The following is a 25,172-nucleotide window of genomic DNA, read 5'->3' as shown; positions in this document are numbered from 1 at the left end:
ATGGCGCTTCTGGACCTTCAGGAGATGGAGATCCCGGGTGGCGGCCACGGCGGCGGCGGTGGCAGCAACCTCAGCCTCTTGGGGTGCACCCCCCACGAGAACAGCAGCCTCAGCATCCTCTGCGGCAACTGATCACCCGGAAAATCCATACGAAAGGGCGTAACCGAAATGGCGCTTCTCGACCTGCAGGACATGGAAGCCCCCACCGGCGGCGGCGGCGGTGGCGGTGGCAGCAACCTGAGCCTCCTGGGGTGCACCCCCCACGAGAACAGCAGCCTCAGCCTGCTCTGCGGCAACTGACACATCGCCTGGAGCGGCCCTGTCCGGCCGCTCCAGGCCTGTTCATTCCCGGATCCCCCGGAAGGAAAACCCTCGATGCCGGACGCCCAGGCGCAAGGCGGCCAGGTGACCGGCACCGACCGGAGCCCGGCGGCGGACCGGCTCCTGTTCGAGGTGCTGCACCGCAGTGGCCGCTGGCCCGTGGTGTACGCCGTGACCGCGCTGGCCGGCGCCGTGGTCGAGCTCCTGCTCCCCGGCGCGCTGGGCCGCGCGGTCGACCTGCTCGTCACCCCCGGCGCAGGCGTCGCCGACGCCCTCCTGCTGTGCGCGTCGCTCGTCGTCACGGTGGTCGCCTGCGACGCCGTGGCGGTGCTCGCGGCCGGTTCGGGCGGCGCGCAGGCCTCCCGCTGGCTGCGGCGGCGCGTGGTGCGGCACGTGCTGGCCGTCGGCCCCGCGATCTCCCGGCGCTTCCCGGCCGGCGACCTCGTGACCAGGGCGGGGGCCAACACCGAGGAGGTGGGGGCCGCCCCCGAGGCGCTGATCACGGCCGTGGCCCTGCTCGTGCCCGCGGCCGGTTCCCTTATCGCCCTGGCGCTCATCGATCCCTGGCTCGCCGTGGCGTTCTCGGTCGGGCTGGCCCTGATCGGGGTGGTCCTGCGCGCGTTCCTGCGGGAGACGACGGCCGTCGCCACGGGCTACCAGGAGGCGCAGAGCGACATCGCCTCGCGGCTGATCGACGCGCTCTCCGGGGCGCGCACCATCGCCGCCGCGGGGACCGAGGACCTGGAGACCAGGCGCGTGCTGAAGCCGCTGCCGCGCCTGCGTGCCCACGGCCTCGCCCTGTGGCGCGTCAACGCCCGCGCCGGCGTCCAGGCGGCCATCGTGGTCCCGCTGCTGGAGACGGCGGTGATCGGGGTGGGCGGGCTCCGGCTGGCGGCGGGAGAGCTGAGCGTCGGCGAGCTGTTCGCGGCGGCGCGGTACGCGGTACTCGGCGCGGGCATCGGCTCGGCGCTCGGCTACCTCAACAGGCTCGGACGGGCCCGCTCGGCGGCCCGGCGCGTCCTTCACGTCCTCCACGAGCCCGCCATGGCCTACGGCGAGGAGCTCCCGCCCGGGGAGCCCGAGGCCTCCGGGCACGACGTGCCGCGTCAGAACGGGCCGGGCACGTACCAACCGGCCGGCCACGACGGGGGGCGCGGGCGGCTGGAGCTGCGGGATGTCACCGTGCGCGTGGACGGCAGGCCCGTGCTGCGCGACCTCGACCTCGTCGTCCCCGGAGGCGCCGTGGCGGCCGTGGTCGGCAGGTCGGGAAGCGGCAAGTCCCTTCTCGCCGCCGTCGCCGGGCGGCTGGCCGACCCGGATGAAGGCGAGGTCCTGCTGGACGGGGTGCCACTGCGCCGCCTCAGCCGCGCCGCGCTGCGCCGCGCCGTCGGCTACGCGTTCGAACGCCCCGTGCTCTTCGGTTCCACCCTCGCCGAGGCGATCTCCGTGGGACGCCCTCTGGAGGCGGCCCAGACCGCCGCCGTGGCCGCGGCGGCCGACCCGTTCATCCGCAAGCTCCCGCGCTCGTACGGCACTCCGGTCGACGAGGCCCCCATGTCGGGAGGCGAGAGGCAGCGCGTCGGGCTGGCCAGGGCGTTCGCGCACGGCGGGCGGCTGCTCATCCTCGACGACGCCACCTCCAGCCTGGACACCGTCACCGAGTACCAGGTGGCCAGGGCGCTCACCGAGGAGCTGCGCGACCGTACGCGGCTGATCGTCGCCCACCGCGCGGCGACGGCCGCACGCGCCGACCTGGTCGTCTGGCTGGAGGCCGGGCGGATCCGGGGGCGTGGCCCCCACGAGGTGCTTTGGCGCGACCCCGCCTACCGCGCGGTGTTCCAGGTCGCGGAGCGGTGATGGAGGTCCGCGACCTGCTGTGGGAGGCGCTGCGGCGGCGGCCGCGGCACCTGGCGCGGCTGCTCGGCTGGTCGTTCGCCGAGGCGGCGCCGTCGTTCGCCTCCGGCCAGGCCATCGCGCACGCGCTGGACGACGGGTTCTCCGCCGGTCGTCCGATGACCGGCCTCGGGTGGCTGGCGATGCTGGCCGCCGCCTGGCTGGCCGCGGCGGTGGGCGCGCGGCAGGTGCTCCTGGCGATCGCCGGGATCGTGGAGCCGTTCCGCGACACGCTGTTGCGCCGGGTGGTCGACGGCACGCTGCACCGCGCGGCCTCCTCGGGGGTGCGGCCGGACAGCGCCGCCGTGGCGCGGCTCAACCGCCAGGTCGAGCTGGCCAGGGACTCCTTCGGCGCCGTGATCGCCGTGGTCAGGTCGTTCCTGTTCTCGGTGGTGGGGGTGGTGCTGGGCGTGCTGACGCTGATGGGCGCCGTGCTGCCCCTGGTGATCCTGCCCCTGGTGGCGGGCCTGGCGCTCTTCCTGATGTCCCTGCCCGCCATGGCGAGGCTCCAGCGGGATCTCATCCTGGCCGAGGAGCGCACCTCGGCGTCGGTGGCCGCCATGGTGGACGGCCTGCGGGACGTGATCGCCTGCGGGGCCGAGGAGCGCGTGGCCGCCGGTGTCGAGCGGGACGTGGACCACCAGGCCCGTACGAGCCGGTCACTGGCCCGGCTCACCGCCGTCCGCACGCTCTCGCTGGCGGTGGGCGGGTGGCTGCCCATCCTGATGGTGCTGGCCGCCACGCCTTCACTGGTCCGCGGCGGCGCGACGACCGGGATCATCCTCGGCACGCTCACCTACGTGGCACAGTCGCTGACGCCCGCGCTCGGCAGCCTCGTGCAGGGCGTCGGCGTCAACGGCGTGCGCCTGGTGGTGGCCCTCGAACGCATCGCCAGTACGAGCACGCGTCCCCCTGCGGCGGCGCCGGGTACGGCGCGGATGCCGGCGGGCACGCTGCTGCGGCTGCGCGGGGTCACGTTCGCGTACGGCCCAGGCGCCGAACCGGTGATCTCCGACCTCGACCTCGCCGTGCCCGACGGCGACCATCTCGCCGTCGTCGGCCCGAGCGGGATCGGCAAGTCCACGGTGGCCGCGCTGGTCGCCGGGATCCTCCGGCCGCGCGACGGACGGATCGTCATCGGCGGGGTCCCCGTCGAGAACCTCGGCCGCGCAGACCTGTGCCGGGCCCGCGTCCTCATCCCGCAGGAGGCGTACGTCTTCCGGGGCACGCTGGGCGAGAACCTGACCTACCTGGCGGACGAGCCCTCCGCGTCGGACATCGACAAGGCGGTGGACGCGGTCGGCATGACCGATCTGGCGCGCAGGCTGGGCGGTTACGCGGCCGAGGTCGATCCCTCCGAGCTGTCGTCGGGGGAACGCCAGCTCATCGCCCTCACCCGGGCCTACCTGTCGCCCGCGAGGCTGGTCCTGCTCGACGAGGCGACCTGCCACCTGGACCCGGCGGCCGAGGCGCGGGCCGAGGAGGCGTTCGCGGCCCGCGACGGGACGCTCGTCGTCATCGCCCACCGCCTCACCTCGGCCCTGCGCGCCCGGCGGGTGCTGGTCATGGACGGCACGCGGGCCCAGGTGGGCACGCACGAGGAGATGGTCGCGGCTTCGCCGCTCTACCGGGATCTGATGGGCCGCTGGGAGGCCCCGGTCACGCCCGAGGCCTGACCGCCGCCACACCCATGTCAGAGTAAAAAGCGCACATTCGATATAAAATAGCCTTATATCACCCCACGTAGGGGTATGTGGTGGATTGACGCCAGTTGTGCCTTCCTATTCGGCAACGCAGGCGAGTCCTGCTGGAACGGAGGACAACAAGGTGAGCGCACAGATGAACGAGACGCCGGGCCGGTCGCCCGACGCCGGGGCCGTCCATACGGGACCGCAGCGCGGAAGCGCGGAACTCGACAGCGAGCGGGGCAGGACCACGATCGCCGACGCCGTGGTGGCGAAGATCGCTGGTATGGCGGCCCGGGAGATCTCCGGGGTGTACGCCCTCGGCGCCGGCATGTCACGGGCCCTCGGCGCCGTACGCGAGCGTCTGACCGGGGGGACCGGAGGCGCCTCCCAGGGGGTCTCCGTCGAGGTGGGCGAGCGCCAGACGGCGATCGACCTCGATGTGATCGTCGAGTACGGGGTGTCGATCCCCGATCTGGCGGCGGGCGTCCGCCGCAACGTGATCGACGCTGTGGAGGGCATGTGCGGCCTTGAGGTCACCGAGGTCAACATCCACGTGGACGACCTCCACCTGCCCGGCGACGAGGCGGCCGAGCCGCAGGAGGCCCGCGTCCGATGAAGCCTCCGACCGGCGCACGGGGGACGCCGGGGACGGCGCGCCCCGGGGACACGCCCGGAACCGGGCGGCGCGCGGGTACGACCGGCGAGACGCCCGAGCGGCCGGGTACGGCGCGAGAGGTGCCCGAGGAGCGGCTGGCGGACCGCGTCGCCGACGCGGTGCGGGCCTGCCCGGACGTCGCCTCCCTGGCCGGGGGCCCTGTGGCCACCTACCTCTCCGGCCGCACGGTGCCGGGGGTGGCCGTCCGCGAGACCGAGGTGGAGGTCGCCGTGGTCGTCCGGTACGGACGGCCGCTGGCCGAGATCGCCGCCGAGGTACGTGACGCCGTCGGTCCTCTGGCGCCCGGACTGCCCATCCACGTGCGCATCACCGACATCGGCGAGCCCGGCAAGCCCCGGGACGACCAGGAGACCGGCGCCCGGAAGGACACGACCGGGAGCGAACGACCCGAGAACGACATCGGCGCGACCGCGAACGACGCGGCCTCCCCCGAGGGACCGGGAGACACCCCGGCATCCCCGTGAGCGGCGCCGCCGGACCCGGCGAGCGTCTCTGCGCAGTGGAAGGTGAGCGATATGGAAGAATCCCGCTTCTGGCCGGCGGTCGGCCTGCTGTTCGGCACCGCGCTCGGATTCGCCGTGGTGGTCGGCGGCCTGACCGCGTTCCTCATCGTGCTGGTCCTCGGCATCCTCGGGTTCCTGGTCGGCCGCGCGCTGACCGGCGAGCTCGACATGAGCGGACTGCTGGGCGGCCGGAGACGGTCGTGAACACCGAGAGCCACGCTCCGGGCGGATCCGGCCCGGGCCCGGCCCCGCGGGGGGCCGCCGGGCCGCCGGAGGCCCGCGGGCGCACCGACATCTCCGACCGGGTGCTGGAGCGCATCGCCGCCCACGCGGTGAGCGAGGTGGACCAGGTCGGCGGGGCCGCCGCGCCCCGGCCGCTCGGGCGCGCCACGCCCGGTGCCGCTCCCCGGGTGAGCGCCCACGCCGACGGGCGGCTCGCGATCGTACGGGTGAGGATGTCGGTGACGTATCCGGCGCCGATCAGGCAGGTCGTCCACCGCGTGCGCGACCACGTGGCGGCGCGTGTCCACGAGCTGACCGGCCTGGACGCCCGGCAGGTCGACATCGACGTCACCCGGCTCGTCCACCCTGCCGAGGAAGGAAGGCGCGTGCTGTGACCTCGCCGGAGCTCCACCACGACGCCGGCCGGGATCCCGGGACCGCACCTCTGGTCCCGCCCGCCGACGAGAAGGCCCAGCGGCGGGCGGCGGTTCACGCCTTCCGTCCCCGCCGGACGGTGCCGGCGGTCGTGACCTCGTTGCTGCTGGCCGCCGCCGCGCTGGTGACCTTCGTCGGGGCGGTGGCGGCGCTGGCGCGCGGGCGGGCCCAGGTGCCGCCGCTGACCTGGCTCGCCCCTGTCGGCCGGACCCACTGGAGCGACCCCGCGGCCCTCACCACGGCGGCGGTCGCCTGCCTCCTCGGCATCCTGCTTCTCGTCCTCGCGCTGACCCCGGGACGCCCCCGGGCGATCCCGATCGCGTCGGAGGACCCGCGGACGGTCACCGGCATCACCCGTACCGGGCTGAGCCGCCATCTCGCGACCGTCGCCGCGAAGGTGGACGGGGTGTCGCGCGCGCGGGTCCGCCTGCGCCGCGACCGCGTGCACGTGACGGCCGCGACCCCGCTTCGCGACGCGAGCGGGCTTCCCGACGAGGTCACGCAGGCCGTCGTGACGCGCCTGGAAGAGCTGCGCCCGCTGAGGCCGGTGCGCGTCCGCGTCACCGTACGCCAGAGAGGGGACTGAGCCGGTGAGCAACGACCGCCACACCGCCCGCGTCAACCGCGCCGGCATGTTCATCGTGGGCCTGATCCTGCTGGCGGCCGGGGCCGCCGCGCTCGCACGCGGGCTCGGGCTCCGCGTCCTCGGGCCGCGACACGACCAGGTGGTGTCCCAGCAGGTCGCCGCCTACGCCGCCGGCCACGCGTGGTTCTGGCCCGCTCTGGCCGTCCTCGCGCTGGTGGTCGAGCTGCTGGCGCTGCGCTGGTTCCTGCTCCAGGGCCGCCTCGACACCCTCCGGTACCTGAACCTGGAGCCCGATCCCGGCCACGGTGCCACGCACCTGTCCGCGCGGGCCACCGTGAGCGCGCTGGAGGACGACGTCGAGGAGAGCATGCGCGGGACCCGGGCCACCGGACGCGGCCAGAGGGTGCGCGCCACCCTCGGAGGCGCTCCGGCCGACCCGCACCTCGCGCTGGCCGTCGTCCTTCCCGACGAGGCCGACCCCGCCGCCGCGCGGCAGGGCGTCCAGCGGGCGGTGGCCCGGCTGCGCCGGTCCCTGGAAACCGAGCGCCTTCCCGCCATTGTGCGAATGCACACCATTCGCACCCATCTTTAATCTTTTATCAATTTTTAAACGCCACGCCGGGCCGGGAGACTTTGGCGGCGTGTACGGCCTGACCGGCCAGGGAATGCGGATGGAAACGACATCCCGTCGAATCGGATGGAGGGGGTGGCATGGGTACGCACGCGCGTGAAATGACGCGGACGCCGCTGCAGATGGCCGCGTTCGTCTTGGGAATCATCTTCCTCCTAATAGGGATCCTGGGCTTCATTCCCGGCATCACCACCGGCTACGGCGCCATGAGGTTCGCCGGGCACCACTCGGACGCGCACCTGCTGGGCCTGTTCCAGGTGTCGGTCCTGCACAACATCGTGCACCTGCTCTTCGGCGTCGCGGGGGTCACGCTCGCCCGCACGTGGAACGGCGCCCGCAACTTCCTCATCTGGGGCGGCGTCATCTACCTGGTGCTGTGGATCTACGGCCTGCTGGTGGGGCGCACCAGCACCGCCAACTTCATCCCGCTCAACACCGCCGACAACTGGCTGCACTTCCTGCTGGGCGTCGTCATGATCGCCCTCGGCATCGCGCTGTCCCGCCGCGCGTCCCGCCCGGGACGGGGCTCGTTCCCCATCTAGCGGAGCCGCGTACGTTCTGGACCAGGGGGAATGCCATGCTTCGCATCATCGGGGCCGGCCTCGGCCGGACGGGGACGATGACACTCAAGACGGCCCTGTGCCGGCTCGGGTTCGGTCCGTGCTACCACTTCACCGAGGTGTTCGCCCATCCCCGGCACCTTCACGACTGGGCCGCGGCGGCGAACGGCACGCCCGGGGCCTGGCGCCGCCCGCTTGAGGGGTACGTCGCGACCACCGACTGGCCAGGCGTGACGTTCTGGCGGGAGCTGGTCGAGGCCCATCCCGATGCCAAGGTGATCCTCACGACCCGGGACACCACCCGGTGGTACGACTCGGTGAGCAGCACGGTCTTCGCGGCCATGGCCGGGAGGTTCCCCGAGGCCGTGGAGAGGCACAAGACGTTCGAGGCCGCCGAGCAGCTGACCGAGTTCGGACGGGCGGGGGTCGTCGGGCGGACCTTCGAGGGGAACGTCGACGACCGCGACCACGTCATCGCCTGCTACGAGCGCCACAACGCGGAGGTCCGCCAGAAGGTCGCCCCCGGACGCCTGCTGGACTACAAGGTGAGCCAGGGCTGGGAACCGCTGTGCGGCTTCCTCGGCGTACCCGTCCCCGACGAGCCCTTTCCTCACCTCAACGAACAGGAGACCTTCGCCTCCACCCTGCTCGAACCCCCACGGTAGGGCCGTCCGCACGGGCCGGCTCTCGGCGTCCGGCGAGTGGCCTCATGATCGCTTCTCGGCGTACAGGAGGATCCCCTTTCCGAGCTTGACGTTGAGCGGAAGGGCGAGCGACGCCTTGTTCTGCGCCACGGGAAAGCCGCGCACGCTCCAGGTGACGCTCGCCGTGCAGGCGCCCGCGCCGAGGCTCATGAGCCGGCCATGGCGGACGCTCGCGTGCATCAGCGTGATGTCGAAGGCCAGGTCGATGCCGAAGTCGACCCGGGTGACCCGCCGGCCGTCCACGTACACGTCGACGTAGGGGGCGTGCCTGGAGGTGATCCTGTGTTCGGCCAGGCGGACCAGCTCGGTGCTCGACGGTTCTTCGACCGTCTTTCGGGCGGCGATCCGCAGATCGCGGTATCTCTGCCAGCCGCCCAGCAGGACCGCGCCCAGGTCCAGCCCTCTCAGCAACTCGCCGCCTGCCTCGGCGACCTTGCCGTTGAGCGCGTTCCGGAAGACGGAGTCGGCTCTGCGGGCTTCGTCTCCGACGGCTTCGAGCATGCGCCGCGCGTCGAGCGCCTGGGACAGGGCCGCCGCCGCGTTCTGGGGATCGGCGAAGAGCAGGAGATCGGCGGTACTCGGCTTGGTCTCGATGAGGACTGTCACGGTACGACCTCTCTCAGTTCCTGCCGGCCGGGGTCCGCGTACGGCTCAACCCATATGTCCGGTAAGGCGATGGACGCGGTGGACCGAGCCGGATGGATCTCCAGGTTCGGCGCGGGGTCCGGGTAGGCGACGCAGTGGATCGAGTTCCCGTGCTGCTGAGGGGCCTCGCGGCGCTGAGAGGCCTCGCGGCGCTGAGAGGCCTCGCGGCGCTGAGAGGACTCCCGGCGCCGAGAGGCCTTGCGCCTCTTAGGGCGGACGAGGAACACGAGGCCGAGCGACAGCGCCGCGAGCACCGCCATGCCAAGGACCGCCGGACCCAGCTCAGAACCGGCTCCCGCTTCGGCGGCCGAGCCGTCCGCAGTGCCGGTGTCGTCGCCTCCTCCTTCCGGTTCCGGCGCTCGCGTGAGCCATACCGTCACCCTGGTGCGCTTGGCGACCTCGGTGCCGGCCGCGGGATCCTGCCTGCTGATCTTCCCTTTTCGCGGCGAGTCAGGATCCAGGCGAATCAGCAGGCCCGCCTTGGTGAGCCGCTGTTCGGCCTTCGCCGCGTCGAGGCCCTTCAGCTTGGGCACCTTCACGAGAGATGGCAGGGGGTCGACGGGCGGCGACGGGGTGGTGACCCTGGGAGTAGGGCTGGACGGTGCGACCAGGTTGAAGCGGACGGGAGTGCCGTAGCGCACGAGGGCGCCGGGGGGTGGGTTCTGGTCCGTGACCGTCCAGTCGGCGCCCGCGTCCGCCGGCTGGGGATCCGCGCCTAAACCGGCGCCGGCGAGGGCCGTCTCGGCGTCGCCACGGGGAGAGCGCCTGAGATCCGGAGCCTGCGTTCCGAGCTCAAGCGTGATCGTGTACTGCTGGTACGGGTAGTCGGTGGAGCAATCAGTGATCCGGTAACCGACGACGTAGGGCGGCGGCTCAGACGGGTAGTCCTCGGGATCGACCTGGATCCTGATCTCGTTCTTGGGCAGGCCCGTGAGCATCAGCCTCGCCTGTTCGAGAGGCTGACCCGGTATGCCGTCGGGCGCCACGCACTGGTCGATCCCCTCGGGCACGGGGACCGAGGGCACCGGGCTCAGGACCAGCGCCGAGGACACGGCGAGCATCGAGAAGTGGCGGAACATCGTCGGCCCCTCAGACAGTCCGTCAGGCACCTCTGGTGAGTCGCACGGTAGGGAACCCGCGCGCTCCCGGCATGAGTAACCCCATACTCATCCAGCACGGGGGCGCGGTCTACGGGGAATTCCCCAGCCTTCCCAGGCTGATCACCGCGAGGACCGCCAACGGCCGGGAACCACGATCGTTCCCGGCCGAGGAGCCTCACCGGCTCAGCGGCTCACGGGGTCAGCGGCCGGCCGCGCCGGAGATGAGGGCGCGGGGGTCGGCCGCGCCGGCCAGCACCCCGTCGGGCCGTACGTCGATGAGGTGCGCGTACCCGAACGCCCCGCCGTACGGCAGGTCCCGGACCGTGTGGCCGCGCTCCTGGAGCCCCTCGCCCCACCCCGCGCCCTGCTCGACCTCCAGGGACGCCTCGTCGGGCTCGCTCCAGGCGTCGAAGCCGGTGAGGCCGGGGCCGACCCGCCACCGGGGCGCGCCGATCGCCTGGCCGGGCGACTCGCCCGAGGCCAGCAGGCGGGCGGCCACCTGGAGCAGGATCTGCGGCTGGGAGTCCCCTCCCATCGTCCCGAGCACTGCGCGCAGCGACCCGTCGGGGCGGGTCACCAGGGCGGGGGCGAGGGTGTGCGGCGGGCGGCGGCCCGGTCCGTACTCCGCCGGGTGGCCGGGGACGAGCGAGAAGCCGATGCCCCGGTTGTGCAGGTTGATCCCCGTGGCCGGTTCGAACAGCATGCTGCCGAACCCGGCGGCGTTCGACTGGATGAGGGACACGCCCATCCCCTCGGCGTCGACCGCGCACAGGTAGGTGGTGTCGCCGGACGCGGTCAGGTCGCGGAGCCGGGCCCTGCGTGACGGGTCGATCGTCGCCCGCCGCTCGCCGGCGGAGGCGAGCACGTCGCCGACCGTGGCCCCGTCGAACAGGACGTCGGGACGGTCGTGCCCCGCGGCCCTCGCGGCCTCGGCCAGCAGGTGGGCCCAGAGCGGGTCGGACGGATCGCGGGGCAGGTCGAGCCCGTCGGCGATCGTCAGCGCGAGCAGCAGCAGGTACCCCTGGGAGTTCGGCGGGATTGTCCACACGTCGTGGCCGAAGGCGCGGGCCCTGAGCGGCTCCACCCAGTCGGCGTTGACACGTTCCAGGTCGGCCTCGGCGTACTCACCCTCGCTCGAACCGCCCGCCGCGCCGTCGCGGCCGAGCGCGATCAGGCCCTTGCCGAACTCGCCGAGGTAGAAGCCGTCACGCCCGTCGGTGGCCAGCGCCTCCAGGGCGCGGGCGACGCCGGGCCGCCGGATGAGGTCGCCGGGGGCGAGCGCCGCGTCCACGCCGGGCAGCACCGCGGCGGCCGGGGCCAGCAGCGGGGAGGCGGGGAACCCCTCGTCGGCGTACCGGATGGCGGGCGCGAACAGCTCCGCGAGCGGCAGCCTCCCGTACCGGGCGTGCAGGGCCAGCCAGCCGTCGGCGCAGCCGGGCACCGGCACCGACCGGATGTCCCGCTGGAACGGCATGCGGTCGTGCCCCTCGGCGCGCAGCCGGTCCGGATCGGCCCCGGAACCCGAGCGCCCTGAGGCGTTCAGCGCCTGGGGCGATCCGCCGCCTTCGTGGACGAGCGCGAACAGGTCGCCCCCGAGGCCGCACGCGTGCGGAGCGGTGACCGCCAGCACGGCGTTGGCCGCGAGCGCCGCGTCGGCCGCCGAGCCGCCACGGTCGAGCATGTCCAGCCCCGCCGTGGAGGCCAGATGGTCGACCGTGCAAACCATGCCGAACCTGGCGAACCTCGTGTACTCCATGGCGAAACTGTACGACCCCCGCTCGTTCGACCATGTGGACACGTACCCGCATCCGGTGGGGTCTCCCGCAGGAGGAAGCGCTTCAGTGCCGGTGGGTGGCGTCAGCGTGGCTTGGGTCGGCGGGGTGCTCGTATCCGGGGCGCAACCGCACCTTCTCGGCGTACCGCCGCTCCAGCCGGCTCGCGAAGGCGCGCTCGACCGCGACCGAGGTCAGCTCGGACGCGATGATCTCGCGGACCTCTTCGTACGGCCGCGGGCCTCCCGGTTCGATGGCGTCCACCCGCACGGTCCACGGCCCGCCCGGACCCTCGACGGGCCCGACGACCTCGCCCTCCCGGGCGGAGAAGATGGCCGCCTCCAGGGGCCCGGCCAGCTCTCCGCGCCGCACGGGGCCGAGGGACGCTCCCCCCGCCTTGCTCACGTGGCGTGTCTCCGGACGGGTGAACCGGTCGAGGTTGCGGTCGTAGTACGCGCGCACCTCGTCCTCGGAGGCGCGCACCCCGGCCGTCACCACGGCGCGCAGCGCCCGTGCCAGCGGCATCGACACCGTCACGGCCGCGACGACTCCCCCCGTCCGGAGCGCGGCCGGCAGCGCCAGCGGACCGGAACGCGCCCGGTCACCCACCACGACGTCCGGCCGTGCCCTGCCATCCACCGCGACGTCCGGCCGTGCCCTGCCATCCACCGGGTCGTTCGGCCCTGACCGATCGTCCGCCGGGGTGAGGCCGAGCGCGGCGGCCTCCTGCTCGACGAGCGCCTCGGTGACCAGGACCTGGACCAGCCAGCGGCGGAGGTTCCTGCCCTCGGCGCCGCGCGGGTGCGGCAGCCGCGCGGCGAGCGGCCCCGCGCGCAGCTCCGCCTCCCGCGCGTCGACGTCGGAGACCAGCACGACCCGCTCCCCCACCTCCGCCGCGACCGTGGCGGTCACGCTCATCCGAGGACCTCCCCCGCGACCGTGGCGACCCGGCTCATCGGAGCACCTCGGCCGCGAACCGTGGCGACCACCCGGATCATCCGAGGACCTCGATCTCGATGGCCTCGGTGTAGTGCAGCCGGCCCGCGCCGGCCAGTTTGACCACCGCCCACCAGCGGCCCGGCCGGGTGCCGGGAGGCGCCTGCACCTCGAAACGGAGCCGGGCCTCCCCCCGGGCGGGTACGACGACTCCGGTATTCCATTCGGGGATCAGCTCGAAGGTGTGCCAGGGGCTGATCAGCTGTGCCCGCACCGAGACATCCGTACGCGCCGGGGACCTCAGCAGCAGCTCCACCGCCCCGGACGCGGCCTCGGAGCCGCCCGGCGTCAGACGCACCTCGGGCGTCTCCACCGTGACGTCGAGGCCCGCCTCATGGCCACCGCCCACGTGCAGCCGGGTCACGTCCTCGTAGGCCTGCCCCCCGTGGGAGATGCCGGCGCGCAGCCAGTACTCGCCGGGCTCGGCGCCGTCCGCGGGGACGACCCGCACGGGGAACACCGCGTGCCCGCCGGGCGCCAGCACGTACGGCCGCTCAACCGGCTCGCAGGTCCACCCCTCGGGAGCCTGGATGGTGACGACGCCGGACACCTCGCCCTCGGTGAGCCCGGAGGCGACGGACACGACCAGCTCGACGGATCCCTCGACCGCGACGTGCGTCCGGGACAGGTGGACCGCCACCGGCAGGTTGCCCGAGGGGGCGGGCCCGGCGTTGTCCAGCCAGTAGCGCGTGTAGACGGGCTGGTACGGCTCGCCCTCCGGTCCCAGCGCCACCCCCGGGCCCTCCGCCGCGCGAGAGCCCCGCCTGTCCAGCGTCGCGGCGACGGTGGCGATCTCCATGCCGGTCAGTTCGAGCCCGTCGTCCGGCACCGGGGACAGGGGCCGTTCGAGCAGGTCGGTGCGGTGGGCGCCGGTGAGCGGCAGATCGGTGCGGATCCTGGCGGTGACCCGCTCGCCCGTCGCCTCGTACAGCCGCAGGGTGACGCCGCCGACCTCTCCCGCCTCCCTGCCCGAGGCGAGCGGGTTGCCCGTGGCCTTCAGCGCGGCGAGCACGACCTTGCCCGCGGGCTCCACGGCGAGGAACGAGGTCGTGGCCGCCAGCTCCCCCTCGTGCGCGGGCGCGGCCACGGCGGCGAGCGGGTGGTTGACGTCGTGCCCGTGCTCGACCAGCCGGGCCGCACGCCAGTCGCCGGCCCCGGTGACCAGGGAGTACTCGAAGGAGTGGGTCCAGTGCTGGAGCTGGAAGTTCGACCCGTCGGGCGCGGTGCGGCGGGGCGCGTCGATCCACACGCCGGACGGCCAGCCGGTGCACGAGCGCAGCAGCGACAGATGCAGGGCGCCGCCCGCGTCGACGGCGAACCCGGGGATGCCCCGGTTGACCACGCCGATCGTGTAGTCGTCCAGCGCGGGCTCGGTGAGCGCGGCGAGCCCGGACGGCTGGGTCACCTCGATCACCGCGTCGTCGAGGTCGGCGACCAACTCCTCGGCGGCCCCCTCTCCGGCGACGATCAGCACGGGAAGCGCGCGGGGCCCGGTGAGGTCGGCGCTCGGCACCCACACCTTCGGAAGCGGTTCCGACGCGGGGACCCACACCCGGGCCCGGCCGCCCGACGCCAGGCGCTCGCGCAGCAGCTCGCCGTACCCCGGCTCGGCCGCCGCGAGGACCTCCGCCACGAACGGGTTCTCCTCCGGGGTGCCGAGCGCGACCCGCACGTCCGGCAGGTTGGAGTCCACGCCGAGGTCGCCGTACCGGGGGCCCGGGGCGGTGGAGCAGGTCGCGGTCACGCCCTTGCGCACCAGCGCGACGGCCAGGTCGCGCGGTTCGCCGCCGATGATCTCGGCGATGCCGACGGCCCGGTCGCCGATCGGCGTGCCGTCCTCGGCGCGCAGGGCGACCCTGGCGGTGGACGACAGGGCGAACCAGTTGCCCGCCGGGTTGTCGAGCGTCCAGGGGTGTTCCCCCGAGTCGACGTCGATGAGGCCGAAGCCCCGTCCGACGACGGCGTCGCCGACCTCGCTGACCGGCATCGCGCCCGGGACGCGGGCGGGCCAGCGCAGCCGGACGAGCTGGTCCGCGCCGTCGAACTCGTCGACATGGGTGACGCAGTCGACGCGGTCGAGGCCGTGCCACAGGGTGATCCGCTGGGTGTAGGCGACGGGCCCGACCCGGCCGGTGACCGTGACGCGCTCGGCCAGCGCGCACGTCTCGGTGACGACCGACAGGGCGGGGCTCCCGGCCGAGCCGGTGGCGGTCCCCTTCGGCACCAGGTGCCAGGGGCCCTCGTGGAACTCTGGGTGCTCGTGGTACTCGTCGTAGACCACCAGCTCGTTGCCGACCCTGCCGGGCCGCAGCAGCTCGCGGTCGCGGGCGACGTCGTAGAACCGGGACACGCAGCCGCCGCGCGCCGGGTCGACCTCGACCACGTGGGTCGCCGTGGAGATGCCGTGCCCCTCACGCGTGGTCCAGCCGAGCGGTGCCGCCTCGGCCACCGGCTCGGCCCGCAGCGTCCGGCAGCCGAGCGCCGGCACGGCGGGCGCCCGCACCACGACGTCGACGGCCGACAGGCCGCCGTCCTCGTCGTACTCGGGGTTCTCCAGCAGCACGGGAAGCTCGCCCGTGGCGGGATCGGTCACCCGCACGCCGTACGTGCCGGGCCGGGGCAGCGCGAGCCGTACCCGGACCAGGTCGGTGCGCTCCCACGACGAGGGGTTCCACACCACCACGGCCGTACCCTCGCCCCGGGTGTCGACGTGGGCGGTCAGCTCGCCGAGCGCCGCGTCGAGCACCCCCTCACCGAGGTCGTGGGCCTCGCGCCAGCCGGTGAGCAGGTCGAGGTACACCTGGTCGGACTCCGAGCCGGTGATCGCGTCGTGGTGCGCGCCGAACACGAGCTGCCGCCAGGCCTTGTCGAGCGCCGCGTGCGGGTAGCGGGCGCCGGTGGTCACGGCGGCGAGCGTGGCGAACTTCTCGGCGTCGCCGACCAGCGACTCCGCGGCTCGCTGGGCCTGCTTGGTGTCGGTGTAGGAGACGTCCTTGCCGGTGTAGACGGGGTTCATGTCGCGGGTCTGCGGGGACGGCGCCGGAAGCGAGGAGCGCACGGCCGCGAAGAACTCCTTCGGCAGCGCGCAGACGAACCTCGGCGAGACGTAGCGTGCGTTCCAGTCGCGGTGGATCTCGGTGACCCACTTGTTGGGCGGCGTGTAGTCGGTGCCCACGGGCAGCAGCAGGTTGCGCGTGGCCGCGACCTTCTTGAGCTGGACGAACAGCTCGTACACGGCCTCCTCGGCGGCGGCGAGGTCCGCCGAGGAGTCCATCCACCATCCGGCGCTGTAGTGCGCGGGCATGTAGTGGGTGAGCACGCCCTTGCCGGACGGCGACAGCCACTCGAACTCGGCGGGGAACTGCATGGCCGACGGGTCGCCCCAGCCGTCGCGTTCGAGGTCGCGCCCGGTGAGCATCGGCCCCCACTGGTGGTGGGGCCCCCGCGCCCAGGAGCTTGAGGTCAGCCCGGCCTCGGCGATCAGCCCAGGGAACTGCGGGTCGTGGCCGAAGACGTCGAGCTGCCAGGCGGTGGCCGGGTCACCGCCCATGACGTCGCGCTGGAAGCCGACCCCGTAGACGATGTTGCGGATCGTCGACTCGGCAGAGGTGAGGTTGGTGTTGGGCTCGTTGTACGTGCCGCCCATCAGCTCGACCCTGTCCTCGGCGAGCAGCCGCCGCAGCAGGTCGCGGTCCTCGGGATGGGCGTCCCAGTAGGGCTTGAGGTAGTCGACCTCGGCGAGCACGAACTTGTAGTCGGGGTCGCGGCGCGCCGTCGCCAGGTGCTCGCGCATCAGGTCGAACCCGGCGTTCTGCCGCTCGCCCCGGTACCGCTGCGCGACCTCGCCCGCGTCGTCCCACGTGGTGGTGTAGGCGGCCTGGGTGTTCCACCACACCGGGTCGTAGTGGAAGTGGGGCACCATCCACACCGTCCAGCCGGGCTCGGACACCACCAGTTCCGCCGTGGCCACGGCGTCCCCGCACGTCACCTCGATGGGGACGCGCGTCCCGGGCGGGGCGCCGGTCGAGACGCCCACCTCGGCCGGGCGCCGGGCCGTACGGCTCACGCCGCCGGCGCCGGGGCCGGTGACACGGACCTCGATCTCGCCCGGGGGCCCGTCGACGTGTACCCGGACGACCTGCCCGGCCTCGACGAAGAGCTCTGTGGATTCGACGCTGGTGATACGCAAGGGTCAACCCTTCACTGATCCGGCGAAGCTGAACGAACCGGCGAGGTACTTGTTCACGGCGACGTAGAGCATCACGGCCGGGGCCGTGTAGATGATCGAGAAGGCGGCCAGCTCGCCGTAGGCGACCTGGCCGTACTGCGTGAAGAAGGTGTAGATGGTGACCGCCGCCGGTTGTTTCTCCGGCGTGTCGAGCAGGACGAACGGGACGAAGAAGTTCCCCCACTGGCCGACGAAGACGAAGATCGAGACGACGGCGACGCCGGGGGCCATCAGCGGCACGACGACGCGCGTCAGCGACCGCACCCACCCGGCCCCGTCGACCCAGGCCGCCTCCTCCAGGCTCACCGGCACGCCGTCCATGAAGTTCTTCATCATCCAGATGGCGAACGGCAGCGCGCTCGCCGCGAGGAACAGCACCATCGCCGGGATCGACCCGTACAGGTTGAACCGGAAGAACATCGAGTAGACCGGCACCATGATGGCCGTGACGGGAAGACCCGTGGTGAACAGCAGCGTCAGCATGAAGTGCCGCCCGAAGCGCAGCTTGTAGCGGGAGAGCGGGTAGGCGGCGAGCGCGGCGAGGACCACGGTGAGGACGGCGGTGGCCCCGGAGATGACGATCGAGTTGACGATCGGCTGGTAGACGGTCTCCCAGTCGAGCACCGCGGCGAAGTTCTCCAGGGAGAACCGGAAGGCCGGCTTGGCGGTGAGGTTGGCCTGGTGTTGCAGCGAGGCCAGCACCACCCACAGGAACGGGCCGGCGAAGGCCAGGGTGATCACCACGAGCGAGATCAGCGCCGCGCCGCGTGCGCCCGCGCGGGTCATCGGCGGACCCCCTGGGCGGGGGCGCTCACGCGGGCCATCAGGCGTCCACCTTGATCAGTCGCAGGTAGACCAGGGAGAACGCCGCGCCGATGACGAGCATCACCAGCGCCATGGCGCTGCCGTACCCGATCTCGAAGTAGCGGAACGCCTGCTCGTACATGTAGAGCGGCGTGGTCTGGCTGGCCGTGCCAGGGCCGCCGCCCGTGAGGGCGTAGATCAGGCCGAAGCTCGCCAGGGTCTGCAGCGTGATGAGCATGAGGTTCGACATGATCGAGCGGCGGATCAGCGGCAGCGTGATGTGCGCGAACCGCCGCCAGGTGGTCGCCCCGTCCACCGAGGCCGCCTCTAGCAGGTCGCCCGGCACGTCCGACAGCGCGGCCGAGTAGACCAGCATCGAGAACGCGGTGCCCCGCCAGATGTTGGCCAGGATGATCGCGATCATCGGGGCGGTGAACAGCCAGTCCTGGGACAGGCCGATCGCGCCCAGCAGCTCGTTGAGCGTGCCCTCCTCCGAGAGGAACGAGAACCAGCACGCCGCCGCGACGACCTCGGGCACCACCCAGGCCGCGATCACGACGCCGTTCACCACGCTTCTCACCAGCCGTCCCCGCCCGCGCTGGAGCAGCGCGATCAGCAGGCCGAGGGTGTTCTGCCCGATGACCGCCGACCCGATCACGAAGACGAACGTGAGGAGGAACGAGTGGCGGAAGTCCTCGTCGCCCAGTAGCTTGACGAAGTTGTCCACGCCGACGAATCGCGAGTTCACCGACGCCGCGCCGGTGAGCGTCTCGTTGGTGAAGGCGATGTAGACGCTCCACAGGATCGGCCCCGCCAGGAAGATCACGAGCAGGACCAGCGCCGGCGCGAGCGGCAGGATCCAGCGCAGGGCCCCGCGCGCCCGCCGGCGCGGCTCCCCCGGCGCGGAGGAGCCCGCCGCCCGCGGCGGCGTCGCCGTCGTGACGGTCATGAGCCGGAGGTCACCTTGCCGGGGCCGCCCACGACGCCGGGCAGCGCGTCGGCGTACTCCTTGGCGGCGGCCTCGGGGGCCTTGGAGCCGGTCGTCATGGCCTCCATGGCCTTCTGCACCTCGGCGGAGACCTTGGGATAGACCTCGTAGGCCGGGCGGTAGTGCGTCACCGAGGCGAGGTCGGTCCAGAACTTCACGGCGGGGTTGCCGGCGGTGTAGGCGGGGTCGGCGGCCACGTCCTTGCGGGGCGTGAGGTCACCGGAGCTGACCGAGTACGTCAGCGTGTTGCGCTTGTTGGTCACGACGCTGATGAAGTCGAACGCCTCCTTCTTGTCCTTGGCGTAGGAGCTCATCGCCATGACCCAGCCGCCCGACATGCTGACCGCGCCGGGGGCCTCGCCGTTCTGGGTCGGCATGGGGGTCCACCCGATCTTCTCGGCCCACTGCGGCCACGGCTTGGTGCCGGTGGGCTTCCACGCCGAGGAGAGCCAGGCGCCGTCGAGGTCGATGCCCAGCTTGCCGGCGGGGAACCAGTCGTACTGCACCTTCTCGCCCAGCTTGACGTTGAACGCGTCGGCCTGCTTCGGGCCGAGGTTCTCGCGGTAGATCGTGTTGATGAAGCCGAGCGAGTCGGTGATGCCCTTGCTGGAGGCCACCCACTTCTTCTGGGTGTCGTCGTACAGCGTGCCTCCCGGCGTGCCGTACAGGAGCATCTCGAAGCCCTGCATGGTGGCGGCCTCGCCGTGCGGCTTGGTGGAGTACATGCTGAACGGGATGGCGCCGGGGACCCTCTGCTTGATCGCGCGGGCCGCGGTCAGCACGTCCGCCCAGGTCTTGGGCTCCCAGGGCACCTGGACGCCGGCCTTGGCCAAGACGTCCTTGCTGTACCACAGGCCTCGCGTGTCGGTGCTGATCGGGACGCCGTAGATCTTGCCGTCGGGGCCCTTGGCGGCCTGCTTGACCGAGTCGTCGTACTGCGTCGCCCAGTCGGGCCACGAGCTCAGGTAGTCGTCGAGCGGGGCGAGCTTCCCGGCGGCCACGTCGGCGTTGACCTGGAAGGTGTCGTGGAGGTACACCTCCGGAGCCGAGTCGGCCGAGCGGTTCAGCAGCGCGAGCTTGGTGTAGTAGACCTCGTTGCCGCCCTGGACCGGCGTGAGCTTGATCGTCACGCCCTTGTGCGCGGACTCGTACTCGGTCTTGGCCTGCTGGAGCACCTTGGTCATGTAGGGCCAGCCGGGCTCGGTCTTGTAGAGGACCTCGATCTCCTTGGCCCCGCCGGCGCCTTCCGGTGTCGTGTCCCCACCGCACGCGACCGCCGTGGCGGCCGTCGCGACCGCCAGTATCGAGGCCGCCATCGCTCGTCGCATCGGACTCCTTCTCCGGCCCTGCGGCGCCCACGAGCACAACCCCGGGGCCCCGACCCCCGCGCTGGAGTGGTCCGCCGGCCGTGTTTCGGCCGTGTTTCCATGGGTGACGAGAACGTAAGTCTTTTTGATTTACTAAGTCAACGGGTTGTGCGATATTGCCTGAGGACCTCAAGGACGCCAGGAGCTAGGCATGCAGATGGGCACAAACCTGCCGAAAGTAGGCAGTTACAACCGTGCCGTCGTCCTTGACGCGATCCAGGTCTCCGATGGCATCAGCCGCGTCCAGATCGCCGAGCGTGCCGGCCTCACCGCCCAGACCGTCTCGGTCATCGTGCGCAGGCTGCTGGAGGAGGGCCTGGTCATCGAGGACGGGTCGCTCCCCTCCAGCGGCGGCAAGCCGCGCACGATCCTGCGGGTCGACCCCGCCGCCGGGCACGCCGTCGGCATCCACTTCGACCCCGGGCAGATCTCGTACGTCCTCGCCGACCTCGCGGGGCAGCCGGTCGCCAGGCTCCGCACCGACGTACGGCCCGGCCTCGCGCCCGGCGAGGTGATCCGCCAGATGGCGGTCACGGCCCGGCGCATGCTGGGCGAGGCGAGAGTGCCCGACGGCAAGGTGCTCGGCGTCGGCCTGGCCTGTCCCGGCCCGCTCGACGCCGACGGCGCCATGCGCTTCCCGCCGCGCCTGACCGGGTGGGACCACGTGCCGATCAAGCGCCTGCTGGAGGAGCACACCGGCTTCCCTGTGACCTTCGACAACGACGCGGCGGCCGCGGCCATCGGCGAGCGCTGGGCCGGCCTCGCGCGCTCCACGCCGAGCTTCGCCTACCTGTATCTCGGCACCGGCATCGGCGGCGGGCTGTTCCTCGACAATCGGATCTACCGGGGCCGGTCCCTGAACGCCGGGGAGTTCGGCCACATCACCGTCGTGCCGGACGGGCCCGAGTGCTACTGCGGCAACCGCGGCTGCGTCGAGGCGGTCTGCTGCCCGAGCGCCATCGAAGCGACCGTACGAGCCCGCCTGGCCGGCGGCGCCCGGAGCGCACTCGGCGGAAGCCCCGGCCACGCGGCGATCTGCGCGGCGGCCGCGGCCGGGGATCCGCTCGCCCGCGAGGTCATCGGGGAGGTCGCCGCCCGGCTCGCCGACGCCGCCGTGAGCATCGTCAACGTGCTCGACATCGACCTGCTGGTGATCGGCGGGCCCGCCATGCACGAGGTCGCCGGCTTCTACCGGCAGGTCATCGCGGACGCCGTGGCCACCCGGCCCCTGGCCCGCCGCCTGCACACCGCGCGGGTCGAGGTCTCCCCCATCGCCGCCGACGCCGCCGCGATCGGCGCGGCCTCGCTGGTCTTCCACGCCACCTACGCCCCTCGCCTCGACGCCCTCCTGACATCCTGATCCCCCGGCACCGCGACCGCCGGCCCGCCCATCTCCCGAGCGACGAGAAGCCCATGACCCCCTACGTGCTGGCCGCCGACATCGGCGGCACCAAACTGGCCGCCGCCATGATCGGCGAGGACGGCGCGGTGCTCCGCCGCGGCGAGGTGCCCACCCCCGCCGCGCTCCCCGGCGAGGCCGCCGTGGTGGGCCGCGCCCTCACGAACCTGATCCACGACGTGGCCGGGGACGCCCCGCCGCTCGCGGTCAGCGTCGCGTCGGCGGGGCCCCTCGACCTCCTCGCCGGCACGGTCAGCCCGGTCAACATCCCCGCCTGGCGGGAGTTCCCGATCCTCGCCCAGGTGGCCGAGGTGGTGCCCGGCGTTCCGTCCCGTCTCGTGGGCGACGCCGTGGCGGCGGCGGCCGGAGAGGCCTGGCGCGGCGCGGGACGCGGCGCGGCGGCCATGCTCGGCATCGTGGTCTCAACCGGCATCGGCGGCGGCCTCGTCCTCGACGGCGTCCCCTACGCCGGGCCGACGGGCAACGCCGGCCATATCGGGCACATCGTCGTGGACCCCGGCGGCTCCCTCTGCCCCTGCGGGGCCACCGGGTGCGTCGAGACCGTCGCGAGCGGCCCCTCGATGGTCCGCTGGGCCAGGGACCAGGGATGGAACGGCCCCGACGCGCGCGAGCTGTCACGCTCGGCCCGCGACGGCGAGGCGGTGGCCCTGGCCGCCTTCGAGCGCGCCGCAGGCGCCCTCGCGAGCGCGATCATCTCGGTGGCCGCCGTCTGCGACCTCGACCAGGTGGTGATCGGCGGCGGGGTCGCGGGGGCCGGCGAGCTGCTTTTCGCCCCGCTGCGCCGGGCCGTCGCCGGCCGCGCGCACCTGGGGTTCGTCCAGCGACTGCGCGTCACCCCCGCGGCCCTCGGCCGGGACGGAGGGCTGGTCGGCGCGGCCCGCATGGCCCTGCTCTGACGCCCGCCGCCCGGTCCCAGGGGCCTGCCGCCGGGTCTCGGGGGGCCCGCGGCCCGGTCCCGGGGAGGGCCTGCCGCGAAGGCCCAATTCATGGATTTCTCAAACTTCTCTTACGGCGCTGGTAGCCGTGCCGTCCTAGCTTTACGGTGCATCTCCCGCAACCGGCAAAGGACGGTCGTGTGTCTACCACCCTCGGCGAAGTGGAGTCCACCTTCACCCCCGCCACCGTCGGCGGCGCGGTGGTCTACGACCTGACGGGCTCGTAGCCCACCCGCAGAGGTCCGCTCCTGTTCCAGATTTTTACGACCTGTTTGGTTGGTTATAGTCGGAGGCGACGTGCCCGGCCCACCGTCGTACGGACACTGAGGAAGGACCATGGCGCAGATCATCACGAGCGACGCGGAAGCGCTCGCGACCGCCGCGAGGCTGTCGGAGAAGTTCGCCGCCGGGGCCGCCGACCGCGACCGGGAACGCCGACTGCCCTCCGCCGAGCTCGACGAGCTGTCCGGGAGCGGCCTGCTCGCCATCACGGTCCCCCGTGACCACGGCGGCGCCGACGTGAGCGGCCGTACCCTGGCGGAGGTCGTGCGGCTCCTCGCGGCCGGCGACCCCAACATCGCGCAGATCCCGCAGAGCCACTTCGTCTACGTGAACGTGCTGCGCCGCCAGGGCACCCCTGAGCAGCGGAAGTTCTTCTTCGCCGAGATCCTCCACGGCAGGCGGCTCGGCAACGCCCAGTCAGAGGCGGGGACCAAGCACGTGCAGGACCACCGCACGCGCCTGACCCCGCACGCCGACGGCGGGTGGGTGCTGGAGGGCGACAAGCACTACAGCACGGGCGCGCTGTTCGCCGACTGGATCCCGGTGCTGGCGCGCGACCCCGACGAGCGGCTCCAGGTGGCGTACGTCCCCCGGGACGCCGAGGGCGTCGAGGTCGTGGACGACTGGGCGGGGATGGGCCAGCGGCTCACCGCCAGCGGCACCGTCCACCTGCGGGGGGTGCGCGTGCCGGCCGACCGCGTGGTTCCCCACCACCTGACGTTCACCGGGCCACAGCTCCACGGGGCCGTGGCCCAGCTGTTGCACGCCGCCATCGATGTGGGCATCGCGGGCACCGCGCTGGCCGAGGCGGCAGAGTTCGTCCGCACCAAGAGTCGGCCGTGGTTCGAGAGCGGGTACGAGAGCGCGGCCGAGGACCCGCTGCTCATCCAGCGCTTCGGCGAGCTCGCGATCACGCTCAGGGCGGCCGAGGCGCTGCTCCGGGAGGCGGGCGACGCCGTGGACGCGGCCAGGGCCGATCTCGACGACGACAGCGCCGCCTCGGCCTCGATCGCGGTGGCCACGGCCAAGGCCTACGCCGACCGGGCCTCGATCGAACTGGCCGACGCCGTCTTCGAGGTCTCCGGCACCCGGTCCGCGCTGGAGCACCTGAACCTGAACCGGCACTGGCGCAACGCCCGTACCCACACGCTGCACGACCCGGTGCGCTGGAAGATCCAGCACATCGGCCGTTACACCCTGAACGGCACCCCGCCGCCCCGCCATGGCCTGCTCTAAGGAATCCCCATGAATCTGGCGTTTCATTGGTTCTTGCCGACCTACGGCGACAGCCGGTACATCGTCGGCGGCGGGCACGGGCTGGCGGCCGGCTCCGCCTCGGGAGACCGGCCCGCGACCCTGAGCTACCTCGGGCAGATCGCACGTGCCGCCGAGGACCTCGGCTTCGTCGGCGCGCTCACCCCGGCGGGCGCGTGGTGCGAGGACGCCTGGCTGACCACGGCGATGCTGGTGGAGTCCACCGAGCGCCTGAGGTTCCTGGTGGCGTTCCGGCCGGGGCTCATCAGCCCGACGCTGGCGGCGCAGATGGCGGCCACCTACCAGTGGCACTCGGCGGGACGGCTGCTGCTCAACGTGGTCACCGGCGGAGAGCCGCACGAGCAGCGCGGGTACGGCGACTTCCTCGACAAGACCGCCCGGTACGAGCGGACCGACGAGTTCCTGCACGTCGTACGCTCCCTGTGGACCGGCGAGCCGGTGGACTTCGCCGGAAGGCACATCAAGGTCGAGGGGGCCCGCATCCCGCGCGTCCCCGACCCGCTGCCGCCGATCTACTTCGGCGGCTCCTCCGGCCCCGCCGGACCGGTGGCGGCCCGCCACTCCGACGTCTACCTCACCTGGGGGGAGCCGCCCGCCGCGGTGGCCGCCAAGCTGGAGTGGATCGCCGCGCTGGCCGCCGAGCGCGAGCGCACCCTGAGGTACGGCATCCGCCTGCACATCATCACCCGCGACACCGCCGAAGAGGCATGGGCGGTTGCCGGACGGCTGCTCCAGGGCATCGACCCCGAGACGATCCGGCGTGTGCAGGAGGGCCTGCGGCGTAGCGAGTCCGAGGGCCAGCGCAGGATGCTCGACCTGCACGGCGGCGACACCTCCGACCTGCTGGTCGCCCCCAACCTGTGGGCCGGGGTCGGGCTCGTGCGCGGCGGCGCCGGCACCGCCCTGGTCGGCAGCCACCAGGAGGTGGCCGACCGGATCGCCGAGTACCACGACCTCGGTCTCACCGAGTTCGTGCTGTCGGGGTACCCGCACCTGGAGGAGGCCTACTGGTTCGGCGAGGGGGTCCTGCCGATCCTCGAACGGCGCGGGCTGTGGGCCCACCCCAGCCGCGAGGGCACGTCCGCCCCGGCCGCCGTCCCGTTCGCGGGGGTCTGACCCACCGGCATCCGTGAGGCCCGAG

24 protein-coding genes are annotated in these 25,172 nt (G+C 72.9%); 16 read left to right on the top strand and 8 right to left on the bottom strand.

All coding sequences use genetic code 11. From position 1 onward, the window contains the following. The 12 genes from ACGFIV_RS14525 (at position 1) to ACGFIV_RS14470 (ending at position 8,180) form a co-directional block, all read left to right on the top strand. Positions 1-132, top strand: a complete 132-nt coding sequence (locus tag ACGFIV_RS14525) for a SapB/AmfS family lanthipeptide (RefSeq protein WP_358553676.1) — start codon at positions 1-3, stop codon at positions 130-132. Positions 133-168: 36 nt separating this feature from the next. Then, positions 169-300: a SapB/AmfS family lanthipeptide gene (locus ACGFIV_RS14520; RefSeq protein ID WP_358553678.1), complete on the top strand. Its 132-nt coding sequence runs from the start codon at positions 169-171 to the stop codon at positions 298-300. A gap of 75 nt (positions 301-375) precedes the next feature. Beyond that, a complete protein-coding gene (locus ACGFIV_RS14515) occupies positions 376-2,178 on the top strand; it encodes an ABC transporter ATP-binding protein (protein WP_392834949.1) in 1,803 nt (600 codons plus the stop codon). Further along, on the top strand, positions 2,178-3,890 hold the full coding sequence (locus tag ACGFIV_RS14510) for an ABC transporter ATP-binding protein (protein ID WP_358553681.1): 1,713 nt from the start codon (positions 2,178-2,180) through the stop codon (positions 3,888-3,890). Before ACGFIV_RS14515 ends, ACGFIV_RS14510 begins: the two co-directional genes overlap by 1 nt. Before the next feature lie 163 nt (positions 3,891-4,053). Further along, on the top strand, positions 4,054-4,518 hold the full coding sequence (locus ACGFIV_RS14505) for an Asp23/Gls24 family envelope stress response protein (RefSeq protein ID WP_392835097.1): 465 nt from the start codon (positions 4,054-4,056) through the stop codon (positions 4,516-4,518). Next, on the top strand, positions 4,515-5,042 hold the full coding sequence (locus ACGFIV_RS14500) for a hypothetical protein (RefSeq protein WP_358553685.1): 528 nt from the start codon (positions 4,515-4,517) through the stop codon (positions 5,040-5,042). Before ACGFIV_RS14505 ends, ACGFIV_RS14500 begins: the two co-directional genes overlap by 4 nt. A gap of 51 nt (positions 5,043-5,093) precedes the next feature. Continuing rightward, entirely contained in the window at positions 5,094-5,285 is a 192-nt protein-coding gene (locus tag ACGFIV_RS14495) for a hypothetical protein (protein WP_358553687.1), read from the top strand. Further along, on the top strand, positions 5,282-5,698 hold the full coding sequence (locus ACGFIV_RS14490; protein WP_358553689.1) for an Asp23/Gls24 family envelope stress response protein: 417 nt from the start codon (positions 5,282-5,284) through the stop codon (positions 5,696-5,698). The genes ACGFIV_RS14495 and ACGFIV_RS14490 overlap by 4 nt, the downstream gene beginning before the upstream one ends. After that, a complete protein-coding gene (locus tag ACGFIV_RS14485; protein ID WP_358553691.1) occupies positions 5,695-6,324 on the top strand; it encodes a DUF6286 domain-containing protein in 630 nt (209 codons plus the stop codon). The genes ACGFIV_RS14490 and ACGFIV_RS14485 overlap by 4 nt, the downstream gene beginning before the upstream one ends. Positions 6,325-6,328: 4 nt before the next feature. Continuing rightward, complete coding sequence (locus tag ACGFIV_RS14480) at positions 6,329-6,916, top strand: alkaline shock response membrane anchor protein AmaP (protein WP_392834944.1); 588 nt, start codon at positions 6,329-6,331, stop codon at positions 6,914-6,916. Positions 6,917-7,035: 119 nt separating this feature from the next. Next, the gene (locus ACGFIV_RS14475) at positions 7,036-7,497 is read left to right on the top strand and encodes a DUF4383 domain-containing protein (RefSeq protein ID WP_358553218.1); all 462 of its coding nucleotides are present in this window, start codon (positions 7,036-7,038) and stop codon (positions 7,495-7,497) included. Positions 7,498-7,532: 35 nt separating this feature from the next. After that, a complete protein-coding gene (locus ACGFIV_RS14470; RefSeq protein ID WP_358553216.1) occupies positions 7,533-8,180 on the top strand; it encodes a sulfotransferase family protein in 648 nt (215 codons plus the stop codon). A gap of 42 nt (positions 8,181-8,222) precedes the next feature. Here the strand turns inward: ACGFIV_RS14470 and ACGFIV_RS14465 are convergent, their stop codons facing one another. From ACGFIV_RS14465 to ACGFIV_RS14430, 8 genes are all read right to left on the bottom strand, one after another. Then, positions 8,223-8,825 carry a hypothetical protein gene (locus ACGFIV_RS14465; RefSeq protein WP_392834941.1) on the bottom strand — a complete coding sequence of 201 codons (603 nt, stop codon included), beginning with the start codon at positions 8,823-8,825 and terminating at the stop codon, positions 8,223-8,225. Beyond that, entirely contained in the window at positions 8,822-9,943 is a 1,122-nt protein-coding gene (locus ACGFIV_RS14460) for a PASTA domain-containing protein (protein ID WP_358553212.1), read from the bottom strand. The genes ACGFIV_RS14465 and ACGFIV_RS14460 overlap by 4 nt, the downstream gene beginning before the upstream one ends. A gap of 220 nt (positions 9,944-10,163) precedes the next feature. Next, positions 10,164-11,720 carry a gamma-glutamyltransferase gene (locus tag ACGFIV_RS14455; protein ID WP_358553210.1) on the bottom strand — a complete coding sequence of 519 codons (1,557 nt, stop codon included), beginning with the start codon at positions 11,718-11,720 and terminating at the stop codon, positions 10,164-10,166. An 82-nt stretch (positions 11,721-11,802) separates the two neighbouring features. Beyond that, positions 11,803-12,654: a peptidylprolyl isomerase gene (locus ACGFIV_RS14450; protein WP_358553208.1), complete on the bottom strand. Its 852-nt coding sequence runs from the start codon at positions 12,652-12,654 to the stop codon at positions 11,803-11,805. Between the two features lie 76 nt (positions 12,655-12,730). Further along, on the bottom strand, positions 12,731-16,921 hold the full coding sequence (locus tag ACGFIV_RS14445; protein ID WP_392834935.1) for a glycoside hydrolase family 38 C-terminal domain-containing protein: 4,191 nt from the start codon (positions 16,919-16,921) through the stop codon (positions 12,731-12,733). A gap of 3 nt (positions 16,922-16,924) precedes the next feature. After that, the gene (locus tag ACGFIV_RS14440) at positions 16,925-17,746 is read right to left on the bottom strand and encodes a carbohydrate ABC transporter permease (RefSeq protein WP_358553204.1); all 822 of its coding nucleotides are present in this window, start codon (positions 17,744-17,746) and stop codon (positions 16,925-16,927) included. Positions 17,747-17,783: 37 nt separating this feature from the next. Next, positions 17,784-18,713, bottom strand: a complete 930-nt coding sequence (locus tag ACGFIV_RS14435) for a sugar ABC transporter permease (protein ID WP_358553202.1) — start codon at positions 18,711-18,713, stop codon at positions 17,784-17,786. Further along, a complete protein-coding gene (locus ACGFIV_RS14430; protein WP_358553200.1) occupies positions 18,710-20,080 on the bottom strand; it encodes an extracellular solute-binding protein in 1,371 nt (456 codons plus the stop codon). Before ACGFIV_RS14430 ends, ACGFIV_RS14435 begins: the two co-directional genes overlap by 4 nt. A gap of 190 nt (positions 20,081-20,270) precedes the next feature. On the opposite strand from ACGFIV_RS14430, the gene ACGFIV_RS14425 reads away from it, so the two are divergent. From ACGFIV_RS14425 to ACGFIV_RS14410, 4 genes are all read left to right on the top strand, one after another. Further along, complete coding sequence (locus ACGFIV_RS14425; RefSeq protein WP_392834929.1) at positions 20,271-21,479, top strand: ROK family transcriptional regulator; 1,209 nt, start codon at positions 20,271-20,273, stop codon at positions 21,477-21,479. Between the two features lie 53 nt (positions 21,480-21,532). Next, entirely contained in the window at positions 21,533-22,435 is a 903-nt protein-coding gene (locus tag ACGFIV_RS14420) for an ROK family protein (RefSeq protein ID WP_358553196.1), read from the top strand. A gap of 375 nt (positions 22,436-22,810) precedes the next feature. Further along, the gene (locus ACGFIV_RS14415; RefSeq protein WP_358553194.1) at positions 22,811-23,992 is read left to right on the top strand and encodes an SfnB family sulfur acquisition oxidoreductase; all 1,182 of its coding nucleotides are present in this window, start codon (positions 22,811-22,813) and stop codon (positions 23,990-23,992) included. Between the two features lie 9 nt (positions 23,993-24,001). Beyond that, the gene (locus ACGFIV_RS14410; RefSeq protein WP_392834924.1) at positions 24,002-25,147 is read left to right on the top strand and encodes an LLM class flavin-dependent oxidoreductase; all 1,146 of its coding nucleotides are present in this window, start codon (positions 24,002-24,004) and stop codon (positions 25,145-25,147) included. Positions 25,148-25,172 lie beyond the last annotated feature (25 nt).

Source organism: Sphaerisporangium sp. NPDC049003 (assembly GCF_043197795.1).
In the GTDB taxonomy this organism is placed as follows: domain Bacteria; phylum Actinomycetota; class Actinomycetes; order Streptosporangiales; family Streptosporangiaceae; genus Sphaerisporangium.
Note: the sequence above shows the minus strand (reverse complement) of the source record. Positions and strands in the feature narration are given on the sequence as shown.

Coding starts and splice junctions, on each gene's coding strand:
- ACGFIV_RS14525 (WP_358553676.1), top strand. CDS start 1: ATGGCGCTTCTGGACCTTCAGGAGATGGAGATCCCGGGTGGCGGCCAC.
- ACGFIV_RS14520 (WP_358553678.1), top strand. CDS start 169: ATGGCGCTTCTCGACCTGCAGGACATGGAAGCCCCCACCGGCGGCGGC.
- ACGFIV_RS14515 (WP_392834949.1), top strand. CDS start 376: ATGCCGGACGCCCAGGCGCAAGGCGGCCAGGTGACCGGCACCGACCGG.
- ACGFIV_RS14510 (WP_358553681.1), top strand. CDS start 2,178: ATGGAGGTCCGCGACCTGCTGTGGGAGGCGCTGCGGCGGCGGCCGCGG.
- ACGFIV_RS14505 (WP_392835097.1), top strand. CDS start 4,054: ATGAACGAGACGCCGGGCCGGTCGCCCGACGCCGGGGCCGTCCATACG.
- ACGFIV_RS14500 (WP_358553685.1), top strand. CDS start 4,515: ATGAAGCCTCCGACCGGCGCACGGGGGACGCCGGGGACGGCGCGCCCC.
- ACGFIV_RS14495 (WP_358553687.1), top strand. CDS start 5,094: ATGGAAGAATCCCGCTTCTGGCCGGCGGTCGGCCTGCTGTTCGGCACC.
- ACGFIV_RS14475 (WP_358553218.1), top strand. CDS start 7,036: ATGGGTACGCACGCGCGTGAAATGACGCGGACGCCGCTGCAGATGGCC.
- ACGFIV_RS14470 (WP_358553216.1), top strand. CDS start 7,533: ATGCTTCGCATCATCGGGGCCGGCCTCGGCCGGACGGGGACGATGACA.
- ACGFIV_RS14460 (WP_358553212.1), bottom strand. CDS start 9,943: ATGTTCCGCCACTTCTCGATGCTCGCCGTGTCCTCGGCGCTGGTCCTG.
- ACGFIV_RS14455 (WP_358553210.1), bottom strand. CDS start 11,720: ATGGAGTACACGAGGTTCGCCAGGTTCGGCATGGTTTGCACGGTCGAC.
- ACGFIV_RS14450 (WP_358553208.1), bottom strand. CDS start 12,654: ATGAGCGTGACCGCCACGGTCGCGGCGGAGGTGGGGGAGCGGGTCGTG.
- ACGFIV_RS14440 (WP_358553204.1), bottom strand. CDS start 17,746: ATGACCCGCGCGGGCGCACGCGGCGCGGCGCTGATCTCGCTCGTGGTG.
- ACGFIV_RS14435 (WP_358553202.1), bottom strand. CDS start 18,713: ATGACCGTCACGACGGCGACGCCGCCGCGGGCGGCGGGCTCCTCCGCG.
- ACGFIV_RS14430 (WP_358553200.1), bottom strand. CDS start 20,080: ATGCGACGAGCGATGGCGGCCTCGATACTGGCGGTCGCGACGGCCGCC.
- ACGFIV_RS14425 (WP_392834929.1), top strand. CDS start 20,271: ATGCAGATGGGCACAAACCTGCCGAAAGTAGGCAGTTACAACCGTGCC.
- ACGFIV_RS14420 (WP_358553196.1), top strand. CDS start 21,533: ATGACCCCCTACGTGCTGGCCGCCGACATCGGCGGCACCAAACTGGCC.
- ACGFIV_RS14415 (WP_358553194.1), top strand. CDS start 22,811: ATGGCGCAGATCATCACGAGCGACGCGGAAGCGCTCGCGACCGCCGCG.
- ACGFIV_RS14410 (WP_392834924.1), top strand. CDS start 24,002: ATGAATCTGGCGTTTCATTGGTTCTTGCCGACCTACGGCGACAGCCGG.